Origin of the sequence: Sphingobacterium pedocola, from assembly GCF_015209965.1 — a bacterium.
Lineage (GTDB): Bacteria > Bacteroidota > Bacteroidia > Sphingobacteriales > Sphingobacteriaceae > Sphingobacterium > Sphingobacterium pedocola.
Window position 1 is genome coordinate 417,292 of record NZ_MU158693.1, and the last position, 21,278, is coordinate 438,569.

The 21,278-nt window shown below is 39.3% G+C and carries 15 protein-coding genes and 1 rRNA gene; 5 read left to right on the forward strand and 11 right to left on the reverse strand.

Annotated features, from left to right (window positions below):
- Positions 1–2 precede the first annotated feature (2 nt).
- From C4F40_RS21315 to C4F40_RS21330, 4 genes are all read left to right on the forward strand, one after another.
- Positions 3–1,052 (forward strand): DUF6695 family protein, encoded by a 1,050-nt coding sequence (locus tag C4F40_RS21315; RefSeq protein WP_196941434.1) that lies wholly within the window; start codon positions 3–5, stop codon positions 1,050–1,052.
- A gap of 11 nt (positions 1,053–1,063) precedes the next feature.
- The gene (gene panD / locus C4F40_RS21320) at positions 1,064–1,432 is read left to right on the forward strand and encodes an aspartate 1-decarboxylase (protein WP_196941435.1); all 369 of its coding nucleotides are present in this window, start codon (positions 1,064–1,066) and stop codon (positions 1,430–1,432) included.
- A 146-nt stretch (positions 1,433–1,578) separates the two neighbouring features.
- Positions 1,579–1,968 (forward strand): group III truncated hemoglobin, encoded by a 390-nt coding sequence (locus tag C4F40_RS21325; protein WP_196941436.1) that lies wholly within the window; start codon positions 1,579–1,581, stop codon positions 1,966–1,968.
- A gap of 22 nt (positions 1,969–1,990) precedes the next feature.
- The gene (locus C4F40_RS21330) at positions 1,991–2,296 is read left to right on the forward strand and encodes a Smr/MutS family protein (RefSeq protein WP_196941437.1); all 306 of its coding nucleotides are present in this window, start codon (positions 1,991–1,993) and stop codon (positions 2,294–2,296) included.
- Here the strand turns inward: C4F40_RS21330 and C4F40_RS21335 are convergent.
- The 5 genes from C4F40_RS21335 to C4F40_RS21355 form a co-directional block, all read right to left on the reverse strand.
- Positions 2,291–2,731, reverse strand: a complete 441-nt coding sequence (locus C4F40_RS21335; RefSeq protein ID WP_196941438.1) for a PPC domain-containing DNA-binding protein — start codon at positions 2,729–2,731, stop codon at positions 2,291–2,293. The two genes, C4F40_RS21330 and C4F40_RS21335, sit on opposite strands and share 6 nt — an antisense overlap.
- A 64-nt stretch (positions 2,732–2,795) precedes the next feature.
- A complete protein-coding gene (locus tag C4F40_RS21340) occupies positions 2,796–3,797 on the reverse strand; it encodes a 3-keto-disaccharide hydrolase (RefSeq protein WP_196941439.1) in 1,002 nt (333 codons plus the stop codon).
- A gap of 199 nt (positions 3,798–3,996) precedes the next feature.
- Positions 3,997–6,174 carry a DUF4954 family protein gene (locus C4F40_RS21345; RefSeq protein WP_231390170.1) on the reverse strand — a complete coding sequence of 726 codons (2,178 nt, stop codon included), beginning with the start codon at positions 6,172–6,174 and terminating at the stop codon, positions 3,997–3,999.
- A gap of 10 nt (positions 6,175–6,184) precedes the next feature.
- Positions 6,185–8,026 carry a glutamine--fructose-6-phosphate transaminase (isomerizing) gene (gene glmS, locus C4F40_RS21350; RefSeq protein WP_196941441.1) on the reverse strand — a complete coding sequence of 614 codons (1,842 nt, stop codon included), beginning with the start codon at positions 8,024–8,026 and terminating at the stop codon, positions 6,185–6,187.
- Positions 8,027–8,454: 428 nt separating this feature from the next.
- Positions 8,455–8,955, reverse strand: coding sequence for a hypothetical protein (locus tag C4F40_RS21355; RefSeq protein WP_196941442.1), 501 nt, complete (start codon positions 8,953–8,955; stop codon positions 8,455–8,457).
- A gap of 309 nt (positions 8,956–9,264) precedes the next feature.
- On the opposite strand from C4F40_RS21355, the gene carB reads away from it, so the two are divergent.
- A complete protein-coding gene (gene carB, locus C4F40_RS21360) occupies positions 9,265–12,084 on the forward strand; it encodes a carbamoyl-phosphate synthase large subunit (protein WP_196941443.1) in 2,820 nt (939 codons plus the stop codon).
- A gap of 31 nt (positions 12,085–12,115) precedes the next feature.
- Here carB and C4F40_RS21365 read toward each other — a convergent pair whose 3' ends face one another.
- The 6 genes from C4F40_RS21365 to rrf all read right to left on the reverse strand — a co-directional run bounded on the left by C4F40_RS21365 (position 12,116) and on the right by rrf (position 21,010).
- A complete protein-coding gene (locus C4F40_RS21365) occupies positions 12,116–13,192 on the reverse strand; it encodes a formylglycine-generating enzyme family protein (protein ID WP_196941444.1) in 1,077 nt (358 codons plus the stop codon).
- A 208-nt stretch (positions 13,193–13,400) separates the two neighbouring features.
- Positions 13,401–14,822: a Gfo/Idh/MocA family protein gene (locus C4F40_RS21370; protein WP_196941445.1), complete on the reverse strand. Its 1,422-nt coding sequence runs from the start codon at positions 14,820–14,822 to the stop codon at positions 13,401–13,403.
- Between the two features lie 274 nt (positions 14,823–15,096).
- The gene (locus C4F40_RS21375) at positions 15,097–16,401 is read right to left on the reverse strand and encodes a TolC family protein (RefSeq protein WP_196941446.1); all 1,305 of its coding nucleotides are present in this window, start codon (positions 16,399–16,401) and stop codon (positions 15,097–15,099) included.
- A gap of 1 nt (position 16,402) precedes the next feature.
- Positions 16,403–19,480: an efflux RND transporter permease subunit gene (locus C4F40_RS21380; protein WP_196941447.1), complete on the reverse strand. Its 3,078-nt coding sequence runs from the start codon at positions 19,478–19,480 to the stop codon at positions 16,403–16,405.
- A 9-nt stretch (positions 19,481–19,489) separates the two neighbouring features.
- Positions 19,490–20,554 carry an efflux RND transporter periplasmic adaptor subunit gene (locus C4F40_RS21385; RefSeq protein ID WP_196941448.1) on the reverse strand — a complete coding sequence of 355 codons (1,065 nt, stop codon included), beginning with the start codon at positions 20,552–20,554 and terminating at the stop codon, positions 19,490–19,492.
- Between the two features lie 344 nt (positions 20,555–20,898).
- Positions 20,899–21,010 (reverse strand): 5S ribosomal RNA (rrf, locus tag C4F40_RS21390).
- Positions 21,011–21,278 lie beyond the last annotated feature (268 nt).

Sequence of the window (21,278 nt, forward strand, 5' to 3'; positions counted from 1 at the left end):
TTATGGAACTATTCGAAGACATAGCTATCCCTTTATCCTGGCCCGATCAAACAGCTCGGGGAGATGAGGCTTGGATGGGGTTTTTTAAGACAATTGGTATCGTTAAAAATTTAAATTTCAAGGTTGGGCATGCTGCTATCCTTTTAATAGAGCGTCATAGTGGCGATATTCTTTATTACGATTTTGGCCGATACGTAACCCCACGCGGTTATGGAAGAGCTCGCTCATCCGCATTCGACCCGCGCTTAACAGTGCAGACTAAAGCGCTTTGGGATGCAAATAATAACCTTCAGAATCTACAAGAGATATTATTCGAACTTTCACAAAATGAAAAATATACACATGGTGGAGGAAGATTGTACGGTAGTATCACGGAAGGTATTAATATAAAAAATGCTCGTTTATATGCAGACGAAGTGGTGAATAAAGGGCCAATTTTGTATGGTGCCTTAGCACCAAATAACAATAGCTGTTCACGGTACGTTGCGCAAATATTAACAAAAGGCATGAACCCTGACGATTCTCGCATTAAATCCATTCTATATCCTGAATGTTTGAAAGCCAGCCCTACAAGTAATGTCATCAATGCCAATAAAAAAGGTGAGGTATTTGTATATTATGAGAATATCTTGAGAAACACCAAAATGACCCGGAAAGAATCTCTGTTGTTCCAAATTGATCTTTTAAAAGACAGCTTATACACCTCACGAGCTGCGAAGATAAAAGACGATTCACGTCCCGGACTAATAGATGAACCATCCAGACCCGCTCATATTCCCAAAAGTGCCACTTGGTTAGGAGGTATCGGAGAAGGCATATGGTTGCATTTAACTGACCAAGATGGTATATTTGAGGTATTCCGCTATCATCATTCAGGAGAAATTGACTATAAAGTACCCGTAATGTGCAGTCAACAGCTCGATTTGCGGAAGCCTTATACGTTTACTTTTCATTTCAATTACGATTACTACAATGTATACCAAGAGAAGAACATCTATCTTTTCAAATCAATGTATACCTTAAAAAACACGGTTAAAAATAAAGCAATATAAAATCATATCACATGGAATTAACACTGTTAAAAGCAAAAATTCACACCGTAAAAGTCACCGAAGCAAATGTTACCTATAACGGGTCCATAACAATAGACGCGGATTTACTGGATGCTGCAGGTATTAAAAAATATGAACAGGTCTATATTAACAATGCGGTCTCGGGAAGTCGGATCATGACCTATGTGATCCCAGGAAAGAGGGGAAGCGGAGAAGTATGTATGAATGGTGGAGCCGCACTACACGCTAGTCTAGGTGATACAATTCATATCTTATCCTTTATAAGTATGTCGCCTGATGAGGCAGAAACTTATCAGCCAACGTTGGTTTTTACGGAAGGAAATAACCAAATAAAATCCGTAGAAAAATATAACTACTAGGCTCAAGTACCTGGAGGTTGTCTCCCACACTTGCCAGAAACAAGTGTAGGAAACACTTCTAGGTATTCTATCCAAAATTAGACACTGAATTGACAGATGGTGGCCAATTATTTCCGATATTTACTTGATTTAAAGTGGTTAAGGCTATGAAAGATATTGACAGCTTGGATGACATCAAATTGCTCGTTGACACATTCTACACGAATATTCGCAACGATGATATGCTTGGGATTATATTCAATCAGAATATTCAAGATCGTTGGCCACAGCATCTCGATAAGATGTATCGATTTTGGCAGACTATATTATTGGGAGAATACACCTACGATGGACGTCCGTTCCCACCACACGCTCATTTACCCATCAATGAAGCACATTTCAATCACTGGCTTAGTCTTTTCAACGGCACGTTAGACAGTCTTTTTTCTGGACCTAAAACAGACGAAGCCAAATGGCGAGCCCAAAAAATGGCGACAATGTTTCAACACAAATTGGCATACATCCAAAACAATCCCGACAAACCGATATTATTATAAGCAGAATGCGTAATTTTATAAAATGGCGAGAGAATTACGAAGACCAGCTAAAGTTGTCGATTTACATGCTGATACTTTCCTATCAGATTGGGAAGACTATGATGCGGACGAATTACTTGCTGAATCCTTAGAGTTACTACGAGAGACATTAGACGCGGCTATCTATTGGGAATATACTGAAATCCGATTTATCCATGGGAAGGGAAAAGGTACACTTCGACGAGAAGTTTATAACGAATTGGAATCTTACAAAAGTTCAGGTGCTATAGCTTCCTTCCATCCTTCCTATCAAAATGAAGATATCGTCGTTGTCCATATTGGGTTATAGATTTAATAAATTCAATCCGATTTCATTATTTTTAACACGTTGTACACGACTATCTAGTCCTAAAACAAATATTTCGCATGCACCACTTACAACAGCAGCCTGTAAATGTCCTGCTCGACATTGAAAATTTCTTCCACCCAAAGTGATGTGCACATGCAAATAGACCTTACCGTCCATTTCAGTGATATTCCCCGTAAGATTGGCAACTTCCATTTGTTCTAAAAAAGTTTGATCCTGATACGATTTTGTATCAGGATCAAAAAAACGTAATGTCGCTTCGTTTACAGCTCCGATGCCGTAGATGTAACCTAAGGATAGGTTTTGAGTAGCACAAAAATTGGCTAGCGTTTCCACTATTTCCGCACCATTAGCAATACTCACTATATATGTACCATCATCCACTTGCTTTGCTTTCCAATTATGATCTCTTGTCATGTTATGATCTATTTTCTATAAGAGTTAACAATTGAAAGTACAATTTGTTGGAAGCTTGTCAAAACTATATCGCTGGCGTAATACTTATTTTACGGAATTCTATAGGCCCGTGATCTCCTTGTAAATAAATCGGGCCTGGCTCTCCTTCTTTACTATCTAACGCTCCACCTGTAATACCGGGAATCTCTTGATTACTAATAATGGTTTTGCCGTTAGACACAATTGTTACTAACCTTCCTACTAATGTTATTTCGTAGGTCTGCCATTCATTAGGGCCTAGCGTAGCCATTTCATTTGGAGCAAGAAACCCATAAACACCTCCAAAGTAAAGGGATCCTGGATGCTTATCTTTCGGCGAATCCTCAATTTGAACTTCGTATCTTCCGCGAAGGTAAATCCCCGAGTTGCTTCCTTCGGGATAACGAAACTCTACATTCAATTTGAAATCGTCGAACTTTTGCGCAGTTATTAAATTCGCACCTGCTTTCAGATTCGTCAATATGCCATCTTTTACGATCCACTGGTTTTCCTCCGTCGAGAGTGTCCAACCAGTTAAATCCGTTCCATTAAACAATTCAATACGCTCTCCCCAAACAGGGAGCTTTGTGCGTACCAGATACGGAGCTTTGGTACCCGTGAAATTATATTTTTCGCCTTTGTTCGTCGTAACGGTACCACTTAAGCTTGCTCCGTTCAATCTACCTTCAATTACGATATCGCCATCGCCACCTTCCCACTGCGGAGGAATAGCAAAAGAAAACTGACCGTCTATTAATTTCACGTGAGAAATCGGCCTATTGCTACCACTATCGCCTACATAAGCACCGACCAATGTATTAAAACCAGATAATTTAATCTCCAACCAGGATGGGACTTCCTTTCCATTTTTCTCGACAGCCAAATCCCAACGACCAATTAGGTCTTTAGATTCTTCAGGAATAGTTTGCGAGGCGGGATTATGTATTTCTCCGGCTTCTTTTCGATTAGCGGAATTCGTATCGCATGAAATTGTGCTTAGTGTCAACAAACACAGCAACGTACCACAACCTACATATTTTTTGAACATACTTTTTTTTATTTAAATAATAAACTTACTAATCCATTGAGGGTATGAATCAATTAATGACTCATTTACAAATTTATCATTTTCGGCGACTTTAACCTTAGGATCGAATCTATTTTTTGCAACTACTGATTGCGCCATATGCGGAAAGAAAACTCGGGCAAGTATTACATAAAAAAGACCAGTTATCCTGGCCTCCTTGTTATAATTTTATCTGTCCAATTTGATATTCGAGCAAGGTTAGTTCATCAGCTTGCTGATTGATAAAAGCATTGTCACTCAACTTACCCACCACTTTGTCTCTCTCGTCTTCCGAATCGTACACCATGGTACGAAACTCATTTTCATAATCTTTGGATCTTGATTTAAAAATTTCTTCGTTGATCCACTTTTTAGTTTCCCAGGTTCTATGAATTAAGCTATTAATAAAATCCCTATCCCATTTATCTGTTGAAAGATTTTCTAATTCCGCATATGAGGCCATAGCATGCTTAAATTTTTCTAACGGATAGTTCGCACTTAATTTGTGATAGTAATCATGAATTTCTTCCCAGGAATTATATTGACCGGCTTTGATCTCTTGCAATAGAAGATCTAAATCCTTCTTTAATATCAATTGACTGCCCAAGTTTACAAACTCTTCTCGGTTTGAATCCGACAAATGCAGCAACAAATCTTCCAACTTTTCAATCGAATTTTCAGAAAGATAATCTACCAGCAGCTTACCTGCATAATAAGCAATCATACGCTTATAAATCCAATAACTTTCTTTGGCCTTCGCCACGAGTACTTTTCTTTTTGAGGCTTCTGCATTCTCCAACAGGACTTCGTGTTGAAGGCGTACTGCTGGATTAGCTAGATGTTCTCTTCCTTTTTCCTCGTAAAATTGATCTGTTTCATTTGACTCTAGTCCAAGAGACTTCCCTACGGCATATTCTAATTCTTTGCGTGCTGAGAATATCTCGTTCACTGTATCAGGAGCCAAAATATCATATTCTAAATACTGATTTTTCAATTGGCGTTTATCCCGATTCAAAAACTTGCTCGTATTACGCATTAAAGCATACATATTATAAAGAAACCAATATCCAGGGATAATGACTACTTGATCATTAGCTACATCGTGGCTCACCAACGAAAATGGCATTCTGACATCTAATTCATGCAAGAAATCTCCTTTTACAATTAATGTATAGGAAGCAAACCTAGAATTATGCTTTAAACTAACGCATAAGCCAGGCCAAAAACCTCTTCCAGCAATAATCTCTCCATCAGCTCCTCTTGAATTGTGATTTGATCCTACCGTAGCGCCTGCTGCCATATTGCTTTGCCCTTTCACTAGAGATGCACATAGAAAAGAATTATTGTGATGTTGCTCATGGGCAGGGAACAGTAACGAATTAAGCACTTCACAACAAGAAATAGTAGAATTGTCGCCTAAAAAGGAGTTAATCAGCCGTGCGCCATATTTCAATTGTGAAAACGAAGAAAGAATAAATCGTACAGCCTTTACCCCATAAAAAACTCGGCAACCATAACCTATAATTCCGTTTACTAATTCACAACCCTCTCCTATCTGTGTATAAGCGCCTTCTATCGAATTAATCGTTAAATTCTTGAGTTTATTAACACCCTTAATATACGCGTGACTACCAATTTTCACATCTTTAATGATATTGGAATTTTTAATTACAGTACGATTCCCGATCGTACTATAGAATCCCCTTCTCCTGCTAAAATGATTTTCAGTAATTTCTAAAAAACGTTGTTGTAAAACATCGTCGCCTCGAAATCGGGTGCACAGGTAAGCGTCGGCAGCCTGCATTCCTTCGAAAGGAACGACAGAACGTCCTCCATTTTCGTTGCATAATTCTAAAACAATACGTTGGCGCTCCGACTCTCCTTCTTTTACTATACCATTGCCAAATTTGGCTGTAGGGCTAGTTTCCATTTCGTTTACAGAGGATAGCATCACGTCATTTCCAAGTATGAAATGAGATAAGTAACGTACGTGATGAATAGCCACATCATCACCAATATCGCTACTGATAATCTGGCTATTATATATTCCGATCGGTAATTGTAGATCTCTAAACTCGATAAAAGAAGGAGACATATTACCAATACGAACCAGACCGTAAAATTTTGAATTTTGAATTTGTTCTGGAATAAATCGGTCTGTAACGCGCACATCATTCCAATTCGGCGAATAGTTTCCGTTATGCTGGAGGACATCTATCTCGACCGGCGTGAGATTCCGATATTCGTGCGAATTAAACTGACATTCAAATCGCCGTGAATATTCATCTTCCCCTTCTCGCAGATATTCGCGATTTACAAAATCATAACCTAAACCTGTTAAACTACTTTTCTTAAACATTCCCATCTTTTTATTCTACTGTTACAGACTTCGCTAGGTTACGCGGTTTATCAACGTCCAAATCTCTTTCTATACCAATATAATAAGCAAGCAACTGCATAGGAATTACCGACAACAATGGTGCAATGATCTCATCGGCAGCTGGAACTATCATCGTATCCTCAGCCAGTTCCAGCGTGGTCGTATCTCCCATAGATGCTACAGCAATCAAACGACCTTTACGCGCCTTAATTTCCTGCATATTACTTACTATTTTTTCGTGATATGAATCTTTCGTTGCAATAAATACAACAGGCAAAGTAGAATCTACCAAAGCAATAGGCCCATGTTTCATTTCTGCAGCTGGATAACCTTCGGCATGTATATAGGAAATTTCCTTCAGTTTTAATGCCCCTTCTAAAGCAATCGGAAAGTTGTATCCTCTACCTAAATATAAAAAATCATTTGCATCCTTATACTTTGTCGCTATGGTCTTGATATTTTCCAATTCGTTATCTAAAATCCATTGTACTTTCTGGGGAACTGCATTGAGTTCATGGAGTAAGTGTACGTATCTTTCTTCTGAAATAGTATTTTTGAGTTTTGCTAGCTTGAGGGCAAACAATTGCAATACGGCTAGCTGAGCCGTAAAGGCCTTGGTGCTCGCTACGCCTATCTCCGGTCCGGCGTGTGTGTAGGCACCAGCATCTGAGATCCGGGCGATTGATGACCCTACCACGTTGACAAGTCCAAAGATAGTCGCGCCCTGTTTTTTCGCATTTTCCAACGCCACGAGTGTATCCGCTGTTTCCCCACTCTGTGAAATCGCAATAATAACATCTTCTGAAGTAATAATTGGATTTCGGTACCTAAACTCGGACGCGTATTCCACTTCAACATTTACCCTACACAATTCTTCGATAATGTATTCTGCCAAGAGGCCGGCATGCCAACTCGTACCGCAGGCTACGATGATGATACGTCGAGCTTCCATCAGCTTATCTTTAATACTATCCAATCCGCTGAGTGCAATGGTATTGTGTTCCACATCCAATCTCCCTCTAAACGAATCATATATAGTTTGTGGCTGCTCAAAGATTTCCTTCAACATAAAATGATCGTATCCACCTTTTTCAATAGCTGCCAGATCGAGGTCTAACTTTTGCACAAAAGGAGTTACACGTTCATTGCCCAAATTTTTAAGGATTAGCTCGTCTGGTTTAACAATTGCCAGTTCATAATCATTGATATATACTACTTCTTTGGTATACGCTAACATTGGCGAAGCGTCAGACCCCAAAAAGTGTTCATGATCACCAATACCGATTACCAAGGGAGAGCCCTTACGCGCTGCAATAATGGTATCTGGAAGATCTTTATCAATTAGAAGAATTACGTAAGCACCTGTTACCCGTTTCAATGCGATTCGAACGGCTTCTTCCAATGTACAATTGTTATTGAGTTTGATATCTTCGATGAAGTTAACAAGTACTTCGGAATCCGTATCACTTTTAAATTCGTAGCCCTTTTTAATTAATTCGGCTTTTAACGAGGCATAATTTTCGATAATCCCGTTATGGATCATCGCAATATTTTCCGACTTAGAATAATGCGGATGTGCATTTCGATCACTTGGTTCACCGTGTGTCGCCCACCTCGTATGCCCTATCCCTACTGTAGAGAACACATTTTGATCTACGACAAATTCTTCAAGAGCTGCAACCTTACCCTCTTTCTTAAAAACATTAATCTTGTGAGCCGACCATAATGCGACGCCTGCACTATCATACCCTCTATATTCTAACTTTTTTAAGCCATCAACGATTATAGGATAAGCTTGCTTGCCACCTACGTAGCCTACTATTCCACACATAAATTCAGTTCAGTTTAATTTTAATTAATAGGAGGATCAAATATATGTAAAAAATTAAATACACAATCGATTGTTATGTTAATTAATCATAAATCTCAAACGGTTAAATCCCCCTTTAATTCCTCCGTCTAAAAGTCAGATTTTAAAAAATGAAGGGCTTGCTAAAGCAAATTTTTCGATCTCTCTTTATCAGCCTTAAAATCAATTAAAGTCGTGACATATACTATCACAACTTAACAAACCGATGTTTCTACCAGATGAATACCTTTCCCTCAAAGAATTCTTTTCACTGATTATACAATCGCAAAAACTAGATATTAATCTTCAAAAGATTTAATGCGTCATTCCTCATAAAGAATTTTAAATCATTTTAACAGAAAAAAGCCGCTTAAAGCGGCTTTTCTGTTGTAAAATATGTTGTCTAATACCTAGAACGTATAACGAGCTGTTACTCCTCCATTCGCATAGAAACCATCACGATAATCATATCCATTTACAATATGAACTGTTGGACGAATATCTGCGGAAAAAGCGAAAGGTGCATTCTTTAATTTGTAATCCACACCTCCCGTTGGGTAAATACCTACGTTGAAACCACCATCCAAATCATCATTATTTACAAAAGTATTGGAAAGAGTCGCTCCACCTCCTACAAACCACTTAAACCCCTGAATATTTCCTATTGGAAAATGATGTTGGTACGTGCCCGAAAGAGCGGCACTCGTGTAACGGTTACCACCAAACTTATCCGTATCAAATCCCAAATCAAACTCCAACGCACCAGGCTGGGTAATAAACGTTTTAAACGCAACTGCTGCGACATCATAATATCCAGATCCCAAACGGATACCGATTGAATTCTTGTAATCCTGAGCAAACGAGCTACCAACAAAAAGGACTGCTGCTAATAGTAAAGTAATTTTTTTCATAAATATTCATTTAAAGTTAAACGTATTAATATTTTGAATGACAAAAACCATACCATGAATTTCAATAAATATATGATTAAGATACTATTCTTTCCAAACATTTCACAAAAGTTTGAGGAAGCTCGCCGAAACAGAAATAAGATGCTGGATTAATTTAATTTAAACTTTTAACAATTATATCGATTTATTAAATAAAAAGTGTAACTTTGCACTCCGACAAAGCAGTCGGAATACTCCTCATTTTAAGGCATTTTTCATTGCTTTGTTTAGTTACAATTCGTATTTTAACTTTTTTGAATTAGAAAAATAATGCCAAGAAACACCTCCATTAATTCCGTATTAATTATAGGATCGGGCCCTATTGTAATCGGACAAGCGTGTGAATTTGATTATTCAGGGTCTCAAGCTGCTCTTTCGCTAAAAGAAGAAGGCATCAGAGTTTCCATCATTAATTCCAATCCTGCAACTATCATGACTGACAAGGTTGTTGCAGATCATGTGTATTTACTACCGCTAACTTGCGAGAGTATCGAACAGATTCTTCAAGAACAACAGATTGATGCTGTACTGCCTACTATGGGCGGTCAAACTGCGTTAAACCTATGTATTGAAGCTTCAAATCTTGGTCTTTGGGAAAAATACAATATTAAGGTAATAGGTGTTGATGTGGCAGCTATAGAAAAAACGGAAAACCGCGAAGAATTCCGTCAATTAATGGTTGACATTGGTGTCGGTGTGGCCCCTTCAAAAATTGCCAATTCTTTCCTGGAAGGAAAAGAAGCGGCCCAAGAAATTGGCTTTCCATTAGTTATTCGTCCTTCTTATACATTAGCGGGTACAGGAGGTGGGTTCGTACACAAAAAAGAAGATTTTGACGCCGCGCTTAACAGAGGTTTACACGCTTCTCCCACGCACGAAGTGTTAGTTGAACAAGCTGTACTAGGCTGGAAAGAGTTCGAGTTAGAGCTGTTGCGTGACACCAATGACAACGTCATCATCATCTGTACGATAGAAAATTTTGATCCAATGGGTATTCATACGGGGGACTCCATCACGGTAGCACCAGGTATGACGCTCTCTGATAAGTGTTATCAAGATATGCGTAATCAGGCGATTAAAATGATGCGTTCTATTGGTAATTTTGCGGGGGGATGCAATGTTCAATTTTCGGTAAATCCAGAGAATGAAGATATAATCGCAATCGAGATTAACCCACGCGTTTCTCGTTCTTCCGCACTAGCTTCTAAAGCAACTGGATATCCAATTGCTAAAATTGCAGCCAAATTAGCGATAGGATATAATTTGGATGAACTTCAGAATCAAATTACAAAAACAACTTCTGCATATTTCGAACCTACATTAGATTATGTAATCGTAAAAGTTCCGCGTTTTAACTTTGATAAATTCAAAGGTGCAAATAAAGAATTGGGGCTACAGATGAAAGCAGTTGGTGAAGTAATGGCAATAGGCCGTACATTCATCGAAGCATTGCAGAAGGCTGCCCAATCTCTAGAGACAGGTCGTTGGGGATTAGGAGCAGACGGTCGTCAATTACGCAATCTAGATGAAATAATGCACAGCTTAGAACATCCAAGTGCAGATCGCTTATTCCACATCAAAGATGCTTTTGAACTAGGAGTACCATTAGAATCTATCCGCAAAGCTACTTTAATTGACAAATGGTTTTTAGTTCAGATTCAAGAACTGGTTGCATTGGAGACTGAATTACGCCGTTACCAATTAAATAACATTCCTCGTGATTTCTTCATGACCTTAAAACAAAAAGGCTATTCAGACGCACAGATTTCATGGATCTTAGGCAACGTTACCGAAGACCAAGTTTACGATCGTCGTAAAGAATTAGGCATCAACCGTGTTTATAAAATGGTAGACACCTGTGCTGCAGAATTTCCGGCACAAACTCCATATTACTATTCTACTTTCGAAGATGAAAATGAATCAGTAGTATCTGACAAAAAGAAAATTGTCGTACTCGGATCTGGTCCAAATCGTATCGGACAAGGGATTGAATTTGACTATTCTTGTGTACACGGTCTATTGGCAGCTAAAGAATGTGGTTATGAAGCCATCATGGTAAACTGTAACCCAGAAACTGTTTCAACAGATTTCAATATGGCCGATAAGTTATATTTTGAACCGGTATTTTGGGAGCATGTCCGTGAAATCATTGAATTAGAGAAACCTGTAGGTGTGATCGTTCAATTGGGAGGACAGACCGCTTTAAAAATGGCTGAACGTTTAGAAGAATTTGGCGTTAAAATCATCGGTACCTCGTTTTCAGACATGGATTTAGCCGAAGACCGTGGTCGCTTCTCTGATTTATTAAAAGAACTAAACATTCCTTATCCGAAATATGGCGTCGCTACTTCCGCGGAGGAAGCCATTCGCGTAGCAAATGAAGTGGGTTACCCTGTATTGGTACGTCCTTCTTATGTATTAGGTGGTCAAGGAATGAGTATCGTCATTAATGACGAGGACTTAGAGAAGGCGGTAGTCAACCTCCTTAAGAGTCTTCCTGGAAACCAAATCTTAATTGACCATTTCCTAGATCGTGCAGAAGAAGCAGAGTCGGATTCTATAAGCGACGGTGAAGATGTGCATATCATCGGTATGATGGAGCATATAGAACCTGCAGGAATACACTCAGGAGATTCATCCGCAGTATTACCTCCCTTTAGTCTGTCAGACCATGTACAAGCTAAAATGGAGGAATATTCAGTAAAATTAGCGCAAGCATTAAATGTTAGAGGGTTATTGAACATTCAATTCGCTATAAAAAACGACAAGGTATATGTGATAGAGGCAAATCCGCGTGCTTCACGTACCGTCCCGTTCATTGCCAAAGCATATGATGTACCATATATCAACATCGCGACTAAAGTAATGTTGGGCGCAAATAAATTAAAAGATTTCAAAATTGAACGTAAACTAGAAGGCTGGGCAATTAAAGAGCCGGTATTCTCGTTCTCCAAATTCCCGGAAGTCGACAAACAATTAGGTCCTGAAATGAAATCTACTGGCGAAGCAATACGCTTTATCAAAGATTTGCAAGATCCTTATTTCAGAGAACTGGTATCAAAGAAATCCATGTTCTTGAATGCACAATAAAATAAAAGAAGCCCGCAGTAGCGGGCTTCTTTTATTTTATATCTTTTACACATCTAAAACCAACATTATTAGTTGGACTATTGACCTCTCCTTTCCCTCTGCTTCCAGCTTTATATCGTTCGCAATACTGATCATTACACAGGAAAGAGCCACCTCGTTGTACACGTTTCTCGGTTCCGGGCTCCTGTGGATCATAAGCGTCAGAAGGACCTCTTGGATTTAACCTTGGACTGCTTGCGTAATAATCTGGACGATACAGATCAGCACACCATTCCCATACATTTCCTTCCATATCATATAATCCCAACGCATTAGCCGGAAAGGATTTTACCGGGGCAGTAGTTTCATAACCATCTTCTTTTGTATTATGTGTAGGAAATTCTCCCTGGTATATATTAGCCAACCACTTTCCGTCTTCTTTCTTTTCATTCCCCCAATAATAAATTTCGTTTTGATGTTTCCCCCCTTTCGCGGCGTATTCCCACTCCGCTTCAGTCGGAAGTCGCTTTCCCGCCCATTTAGCATATGCCTCGGCGTCCTGATACGCAAGTTGGGTAACCGGATGGCTTTCTTTACCTGTTATGGAACTATTAGGCCCTTCGGGCTGTCTCCAATTTGCTCCTGGAACATATTCCCACCACTGGAGATGATTATTTAATCCCTGAATATTCTTAGGTGCACTGAAAACTGCAGAGCCCGGAATCAACTTCTTTGGATCAACACCGGGAAAATCTGCAGGGTCCAAAGGTCGCTCTGCTATAGTGACATATCCAGTCGACTCTACAAAAGCTTCAAATTGGGCATTGGTAACTTCGTGTTCGTCCATCCAAAAAGAATTGAGTTCAACGTTATGAAGTGGTTGCGCATCATCAAAATTAGTAGACCCCATCTTAAATTCGCCAGCAGGAATCAATATCATTTTAACATGGTCTTTGCCAGAAATATAGTTGAGGGAATCTTGCGATAAACTGGAAAAACGACTCGGAATAACATTGGCACATGTCATTATGCTATCCGAATCGCTTGCATGGACAGCACTTTCTGACGGACCTGCGTTACATCCAAATAGCACCAAAGAAGAAAAACAAGCGTAATATAGAATTTTCATCAGTGTTGTTGTTATTTTTAATTCTCAGATAACTATACAGCGGATAGGAAGCCTACCACAACCAAGTAATTAAGAACGCACGACGTAATGACCGCTTTGATTATGTAGGGGTCACATACTTGTTTGTTATCAAGATTGCTAAAAATAAGTAAAATCAACGAAAAAGCCCAACTAAAAAAGTTGGGCTTTAATATAGAATATAATGATATTACACGCTTAGCTGTTTACCTTCTTTGTCTATTTTAGGGCGAATTTTCGTGTTTCCACCACCATTCAATGTAAGATCCACTGGTGTATTGGATCTCCAAGCACCTTTTGTAAAATCAGGGAAGGCAACCGTTTTACAGTTTTTACGCACAGATTCAACACTTAGCGGAACGATTGCACTCCATGCAGCCGCATCATACACGTCTTGATCCAAAGGCAATCCATTTCGCAGACAATCGATCAACCTCCAGTCCATCATGAAGTCCATACCTCCGTGCCCCCCTACTTTCTTAGCTTGTTCTCCAATGAACTTCACCAATTCGGGTGTGTATTTTTCACGCAATTCTTCTACTTTCTCCTCTGACAAAAATGTATGTCCATTTTTATGGCTCTTTAACGATATTCCTTGTGTTGGATACTTCTCTGCAAACCCTTTTGTACCGCTCAGTAAGTGAATTCTAGAATAAGGTCGTGGAGAAGTAACATCATGTTGAATCATGATCGTTTTTCCTTTTTCTGTACGAATTAGGGTGGTATTCATATTACCTCGGAATTTTTTACCTACAAATTGTTGAAATGTAGCATCCTTAGCCGCCAACTCTCGTGCCGTATCTGCCATGTGAAAATCTTCAGTCTGCATTGCAACCAACGAAGTCATTACATCACCCCGGTTGATATTCATGCATTGCGCAACCGGCCCTATACCATGCGTTGGATATAAATTCCCATTAAAACGAATGTTCTCTTTTAATCTCCAGAAATCATCATAGTAAGTTTTGCTGAAATTTAAATCTAATAAATCATGGATATAAGCACCCTCTGCATGAATAATATCCCCAAATACACCTTCTCTAGTCATCTTCAAGGTCAGCATCTCGAAAAAATCATAACAGCAGTTCTCTAACATCATGCAGTGCTTTTTCGTCGTCTCTGACACCTTCACAACCTCCCAACACTCTTTTACAGACAATGCGATAGGAACTTCACATGCAACGTGAGCCCCTGATTTCATCCCTTCAATAGCCATCACTGTATGTAAATCCCAAGGGGTACAAATATATAGTAAATCTATTTCTACTTCTTTCAACATCGCTTGCCAGCCGTTGTCACCGAAAAACCCTTTTGGTTTAGCTAAACCTTTATCAGTCACGAAATTTTGATGTTTAATTACCCGATCTTCATGGCGGTCACACAAAGCTACAATTTCTACGCCTTCAATATAGGTGTAGCGATCCACTGCCCCGGTACCACGATTTCCTAAACCGACAACGGCAATACGCACCTTGTCGAGTTTAGGAGCTCTGTACCCTGACATGTTAAATCTCGGAGCTGCCTGTACCTCCATACCGATCGAAGGCAACGTAATTGCCACACTTGAAAGTAAGGATACTTTCTTAATAAAATCTCTTCTATCTGAACTCATATTTCAATATTAAGGAATTGCTACTAAAATATTAAAGGGGACAAAAGCCCCCTCTAAAATCACCTATTTTAAAACAAACTAAACAGTCTATTCAGGAATAACCAATTTTTTAAAATTTAAGGCTACTGGTTACCGACAAGCTTGCTTACCCGCTTATCTATCACAATAGTAATCCTAAAAAATTATAATAAAAAATAAAAAGTAAACGCAAACGTTTGTTCAAAATACGAAACCGTTTGTGTAACCAATCGTTTACAAGAAGATTAAAGTCAATCTAGAGCGCCACTTGACCAATGAGCTCTTTTATAGCCACCTCCGACAACTTAGCCTGTAATTTCGCAGAATTAAAACGCGATACCGCATTAATAAAGTTCTCTTGAGCATCTCTGAATTCGACTGTGCTAATGGTTCCAATTCGATATTTCTCAAGTGTTATTTCAAGGTTTTGTCGTGCAATTTTTTCGTTCCTTTCTTCTAGTATAACCAAAGCCATATTAGTTTGATAAGTTTGATAGGCCGTAGCAATTGAAGTCTCGACAAGTAGCTTTTGCTGTCCTATCAGCAGATCTGCATTGTCAACTTGGATTTTGGCCACACGTTCGTTTCGTCGCTGGTTAAACCCATCAAAGATATTGATAGACGCAGTTATACCGTATGTCAGTCCTCTGGAGGTAGAACTGGCTACGAAACCTAAACTGGATTCAGATTCCGAAAAGTTGTATCCTGTATTTAATCTTACCGTAGGATAACGATTGGCCCGCACATTTTTCATTTCCAGTTCAGCGATTCTTTTATTAATTGCGATAATCTGTAAATCCGGATTTTGAATCCTTGCTTGGTCGAATAATTCTGTTAACTGCAAGCCTTCATCAAAATCAAACTCTTCCGTGACAACAAAATCTATCATCAGATCACGCGCCAGAAGACTATTCAAGTTTATTTTTAAATTTTGTACTACATCAGCCTGTCGTAATCGATTCGATTCATCTTCATTTAAATTCACCTGTACATTCAAAACTTCCAATCGGGCAACCTTACCGATAGAAAATCTATTCTCAGCTGTCCGCAACCGCTCTTTAGAAATAATAATACTTGAATCTATTGCACTTAATAGGTTTTGTTGCTCAACAAGGGTATAGTACGTTGCAATGACATCAGAAACACGCGTAATAATGATTTTCTTAAGCTGAAAATCACCCTGCTTTTCCAATTCCTTCAGTTGGTCATATCGTGAAAACATTCCCAAACCGTCAAAAATAGTCCAGCCTATACTCACGCCATAGTTCATATTGTTATTTTTGGCATTATTTAAAGAACGTGTATCTCCCGTAGCTTGTACTTGGGTTGAATTTTGTAGACTATTATTCTGGGTGAAATTACCGACAACCGAAGGCAGCATCCCTGCATTACCGTAGGAAACGTTTTCTTGGGTAATTAGAAAATCATTTTTAGAAAGTCTGATATCATAATTATTTTCCAGTGTTATTCCTACAGCTTCTTTTACCGTCAAAATTTCTTGCCCCTTCAATCCCGCTGATTGAATGAAAATTAAAAATATGAAGCTTGTAATTCTATTCATCTTAATCTGCTATATTATCAAATTCAGGCCGGTGTTTTCTCTTTCTAGACATCAATAAATAAAATGCAGGAATAACGAAAAGTGTCAAAATCAGCGCGAATAAGGTACCGCCTACAATCACTACTCCCATCCCGATTCTACTTGTGGAGGCCGCTCCCAACGACAAAGCAATTGGCAAAGCGCCTAAAGCGATAGCTAATGAAGTCATTAGTATCGGCCGCAATCGGGATTCTGAGGCCTTCACTACAGCATTATATTTATCCAAACCTTCTTCGCGTAATTGATTGGCAAACTCGACAATTAAAATTCCATTCTTTGTGACCAATCCGATCAACATAATAGTACCGATCTGACTAAAAATATTCCAGGATTGACCAAAAAGCCATAATGAAAATAATGCTCCAGCTACCGCCATAGGCACTGTCAATAAGATAATAATCGGATCAACGAAACTTTCGAATTGTGCCGCAAGAATCAGAAATATCAATAATACCGCTAACCCGAATGCGAATGTTGTATTCGAACCGCTTTCTACAAAATCGCGCGATTCACCACCTAAATCTGTTGTAAAACTGACATCCAATACCTTCTCTTTAACGGCATCCATTGCTTCTATACCTTCTCCCATGCTTCTCCCCGGAGCTAGTCCGGCGGAAACAGTAGCAGACATATAGCGATTATTATGGTATAACTGTGGCGGGCTACTTCTTTCCTCTATTTCTACTATATTATCTAGCTGAATTAACTGCCCATTACTATTTTTAACAAACATAGCGGTTAGATCCATGGGTGTGGATCTATCCTGTCTGTCAAATTGTCCCATGACCTGATACTGTTTTCCATTCATCATAAAATAACCAAATCGCTGCCCAGAAAGAGACAGTTGTAATGTCTGAGCTACATCCAAAACAGAAACACCTAGCGACTGCGCTTTGTCCCTATCAATTGTAACGTATACTTCCGGCTTATTAAATTTCAAATTGACATCTATAATGGAAAACGTCCGATCTTTGGATAATTCTTCCATAAATTCCGGAATTTTCTCTTCAAGTCTATCAAAATTGGGCGCTTGAATAATATACTGTATGGGTAGCCCTCCCCTCCTGTTAACCGATATTGTAGGCTGTTGCGACACAGAAACCCGCGCTTCAGAATATGGTCTTGTAATACGAGATACATCGTCCGCAATTTCCCCTTGCGAACGTACTCTTTCATTTGGCTGTACTAGTCCTAGTCTAACGATACCACTATTTGAAGAAGCAGAACCAAAACCAGGCGAGGTAATAACTAAACTTACTTTTCTCTCGGGCACAGAATCGTTAATGAGAAGTGTTAAATCTGTCATAAACCGATCCATATAATCGTAGGAAACGCCTTCAGGGGCAGTTACTCTGAGACTAATATAACTTCTGTCGTCGTAAGGAGCAGTTTCTTTTGGCAATAGTTGAAAAAACAGATAGATGAGCAAAAAACAACCGACAATAACCGCCATGCTTAACCATTTGATTTTCAAGAAACGGTGGAGGGACTCGGTATATTCTCTATTCATCATCTCGAAATACCGTTCAGTCCGTAGATAAAACTTAGACTGCTTTTGCTCACCACCTTTCATTAAATATGCGTTTAGCATAGGCGTCAAGGTTAACGATACGAAGGCGGAAATAAGCACAGCAGAGCCAACCACTATTCCGAACTCACGAAACAATCGACCGACAAATCCCTCTAAAAAAATAACAGGTAAAAAAACCGCTGCCAGCGTAATGGAAATTGAAATAACTGCAAAAAATATTTCATTCGAACCTTTTATCGCTGCTTGAATGGGAGACATCCCTTCTTCCACTTTCTTAAAAATATTTTCTGTGACCACAATCCCGTCATCTACGACCAAGCCAGTAGCTAAAACGATAGCCAATAATGTCAACACATTAATTGAGAAACCACATAAGTACATGATAAAAAAGGTCGCAATGAGCGAGACAGGAATATCGACCAATGGTCGAAAGGCAATAGACCAATTTCGAAAAAACAGGAATATAATAAGTACGACCAGTGTTACAGAAATTAAAAGTGTTTCCACTACTTCTAATATTGCCTTCTTAACAAATAGGGTATTATCGATTGCCACATTTAAATCGAAACCTTCGGGCAAGTCATTCTCCAGCTTTTCAAATTCGGCATAGAAACTATTTGCAATCTCCAAATAATTGGTTCCGGGCTGTGGAATAACAGCTAAGCTGACCATTGGAAATCCAGAGTCTGACATCTTAGTCTCGAAGTTTTCCGCTTCTAGGGCAGCATTGCCGATATCGCTTAGCCGCACGATCCTATCCGCTTCCGATCGCACTATAATATTATTAAATTGCGCTTCATTTTCTAGATTACCAATCGTTTTTACCGCCAATTCCGTATTCGTCCCTGTCAATTTACCAGAAGGTAATTCAACGTTCTGAGCATTAAGTGCATTTCTTACGTCCAAAATTGTGAGACCATAGGAAGCCAGACGTACTGGGTCTATCCATAGGCGCATAGCATATTTTTTCTGACCCCAAATTTGCACAGAACTTACTCCCGGTATGGTCTGCAATCGCTGCGCAATAACATTTTCGGCGTAATCTGATAGTTCGAGTACATTTTTTGTGGTACTTTGAGCCGTCATGATAATAATAGGTTCAGAATCCGCATCAGCTTTTGATACTACAGGTGGCGCATCGATATCCTGAGGTAACCGGCGTTGTGCTTCTGATACCTTATCTCGAACATCATTGGCAGCTGCTTCGAGATCTTTACCAAGATTGAACTCAATGGTAATATTACTTGAACCTTGATTACTAGAAGAAGATATGTTTCGAATACCATCGATTGCGTTTATCGCCTTTTCAAGAGGCTCCGTTATCTGCGATTCTATAATCTCAGCGTTGGCCCCCGTATAATTCGTTCGCACAGAAATTTGGGCTGGATCTATGGAAGGATACTCGCGGACACCTAAAAAAACATATCCAATAATACCAAATAAAATGAGCATTAAGTTCAACACGATGGTCAAAACCGGTCTTTTTATACTTAACGTAGATAAACTCATATTTTATAATTAACGCAAAGTAACTTGAACAGGATTTCCACTTCGCAAGGACATCACGCCCGACGTAAGTACGGTGTCACCTTCTTGAATTCCCGATAAAATCAACACATCATCTTCAGTTCTCGCTCCGATCTCTACAAGAGATTCAATAGCTATCCCATTTTTTAAAAGAAATACCTTTCTACCGTTTTGTATAGGAATTAATGCTTCCGCAGGTACCAATAGTCCTCTTTCAACAGTTGCTAAGGGAAAAATAACATTCGCAAATGTACCCGGAATTAGCCGTTGGCCAGAATTATCTGCAATTGCTTTTACCTGAAGCGTACGTGTCGTCGCTTCTACAATAGGCTCAATTGCATAAACTTTAGCCGTATATTCTTCCTTAGAGCCCTGGATATTAAGTTTAATGCTGCTGTTATTCCTAACCATACTTACGTATTTTTCCGGAATGGAAAACAACACCTTTACCCTGTCTGTATTTACCAGCTGGGCGATGCTTATGGTTGGCGTAATGTAACTTCCTTTAGAAATACTCCTTAACCCGATCGTACCCGAAAAAGGAGCTTTTATGATAGTCTTAGCTAATTGAGCCTCGATTACTTCGATTTGCGCTTGAGCAGTACGATAATCCGCACTGGCAATGTCATACTCTTCCTGGCTAATTGCTTCCTTTTCCAGTAGCAATTTAGCTCTTCTAGCATTTTCACCCGCTAAGCTATTTCGCGTAACTGCTTGGGAAAGTTGCGCCTTCAACTCTACGTCATTAATACGAATCAATACCTGGCCTACAGACACTCGACCTCCTTCTGAAAAGTTTATTGATTCCACAATTCCCGAAATCTCCGAGCGTACGTCAACAAGCTCATTAGGTTCGATCGAACCAGAAAGTGACAAATGGTCTGAAAAGGGTCTGCCTTTTATTACTTTCCCATAAACTTTTGCTTTCGCGCGGCCCCCTCCTGCATTACCAGTACGTTCTTTCTCTTTTTTATCATTTGTAGTTACTCGATATAAAACTAAACTTCCAATACCAAGGACAATTAAAACAAGAAATATAATGGTTTTCCTTTTCATGTATGCATAGGATATTAATAACATGCGAACCAGCAAAGAGAGAATTTTTAAATAGATTGCCGTTCATCAATTTTGCATGTAAAGTAGAAAAAAAACAAACAACTTTATGTAATATTGTTATTATAATAATTAGGTTTAACTCTCCTTTATCATGCAAGCTAACATAAAGAGAGCGTGATCAAGGTGCTGATAACGGTACCGCTTGTTTACCAGCGCGGTACTAGCAGGTGCAGCGTATTTAACAGATTCTGATTTTAGTGCCCGGTACACCGGGACTTCCGGGTTAATAAATACAGGGGCAAAAAAAAAAGCCCTTGCTGTTTCCAGCAAGGGCTCTGTATAAAAAAAGGCACCGACCTACTCTCCCACCTGTTACGGCAATACCATCGGCTCTGGCGGGCTTGACTTCTCTGTTCGGAATGGGAAGAGGTAGACACCGCCGATATAGGCACCTGAAGATCTTTATAGTACTAAGTATTGGGTATTAAGTATCAAGTATCCAATACATACTATCTAATGACTATCGAAAGAAAGAAATACATTCGAGAAAACAACAGCAACTATCCGCCTGGAAAGCTTCGGGCTATTAGTACTACTCGGCTGTGGTGTTTCCACCTCTACACCTATAGCCTATCGACGTAGTCATCTCCTACGGCCCTTATGAGGAAGTCTCATCTCGTGGCTAGTTTCGCACTTAGATGCTTTCAGCGCTTATCTATTCCCG

What these genes read in the sequence shown, in the direction of transcription:
- C4F40_RS21345 (WP_231390170.1), bottom strand. Translation starts at nt 6,174, where the DNA reads ATGTTTAAGAAAAGTAGTTTAACAGGTTTAGGTTATGATTTTGTAAAT.
- panD (WP_196941435.1), top strand. Translation starts at nt 1,064, where the DNA reads ATGGAATTAACACTGTTAAAAGCAAAAATTCACACCGTAAAAGTCACC.
- C4F40_RS21365 (WP_196941444.1), bottom strand. Translation starts at nt 13,192, where the DNA reads ATGAAAATTCTATATTACGCTTGTTTTTCTTCTTTGGTGCTATTTGGA.
- C4F40_RS21375 (WP_196941446.1), bottom strand. Translation starts at nt 16,401, where the DNA reads ATGAATAGAATTACAAGCTTCATATTTTTAATTTTCATTCAATCAGCG.
- C4F40_RS21340 (WP_196941439.1), bottom strand. Translation starts at nt 3,797, where the DNA reads ATGTTCAAAAAATATGTAGGTTGTGGTACGTTGCTGTGTTTGTTGACA.
- C4F40_RS21325 (WP_196941436.1), top strand. Translation starts at nt 1,579, where the DNA reads ATGAAAGATATTGACAGCTTGGATGACATCAAATTGCTCGTTGACACA.
- glmS (WP_196941441.1), bottom strand. Translation starts at nt 8,026, where the DNA reads ATGTGTGGAATAGTAGGCTACGTAGGTGGCAAGCAAGCTTATCCTATA.
- carB (WP_196941443.1), top strand. Translation starts at nt 9,265, where the DNA reads ATGCCAAGAAACACCTCCATTAATTCCGTATTAATTATAGGATCGGGC.
- C4F40_RS21380 (WP_196941447.1), bottom strand. Translation starts at nt 19,480, where the DNA reads ATGAGTTTATCTACGTTAAGTATAAAAAGACCGGTTTTGACCATCGTG.
- C4F40_RS21355 (WP_196941442.1), bottom strand. Translation starts at nt 8,955, where the DNA reads ATGAAAAAAATTACTTTACTATTAGCAGCAGTCCTTTTTGTTGGTAGC.
- C4F40_RS21330 (WP_196941437.1), top strand. Translation starts at nt 1,991, where the DNA reads ATGGCGAGAGAATTACGAAGACCAGCTAAAGTTGTCGATTTACATGCT.
- C4F40_RS21335 (WP_196941438.1), bottom strand. Translation starts at nt 2,731, where the DNA reads ATGACAAGAGATCATAATTGGAAAGCAAAGCAAGTGGATGATGGTACA.
- C4F40_RS21370 (WP_196941445.1), bottom strand. Translation starts at nt 14,822, where the DNA reads ATGAGTTCAGATAGAAGAGATTTTATTAAGAAAGTATCCTTACTTTCA.
- C4F40_RS21385 (WP_196941448.1), bottom strand. Translation starts at nt 20,554, where the DNA reads ATGAAAAGGAAAACCATTATATTTCTTGTTTTAATTGTCCTTGGTATT.
- C4F40_RS21315 (WP_196941434.1), top strand. Translation starts at nt 3, where the DNA reads ATGGAACTATTCGAAGACATAGCTATCCCTTTATCCTGGCCCGATCAA.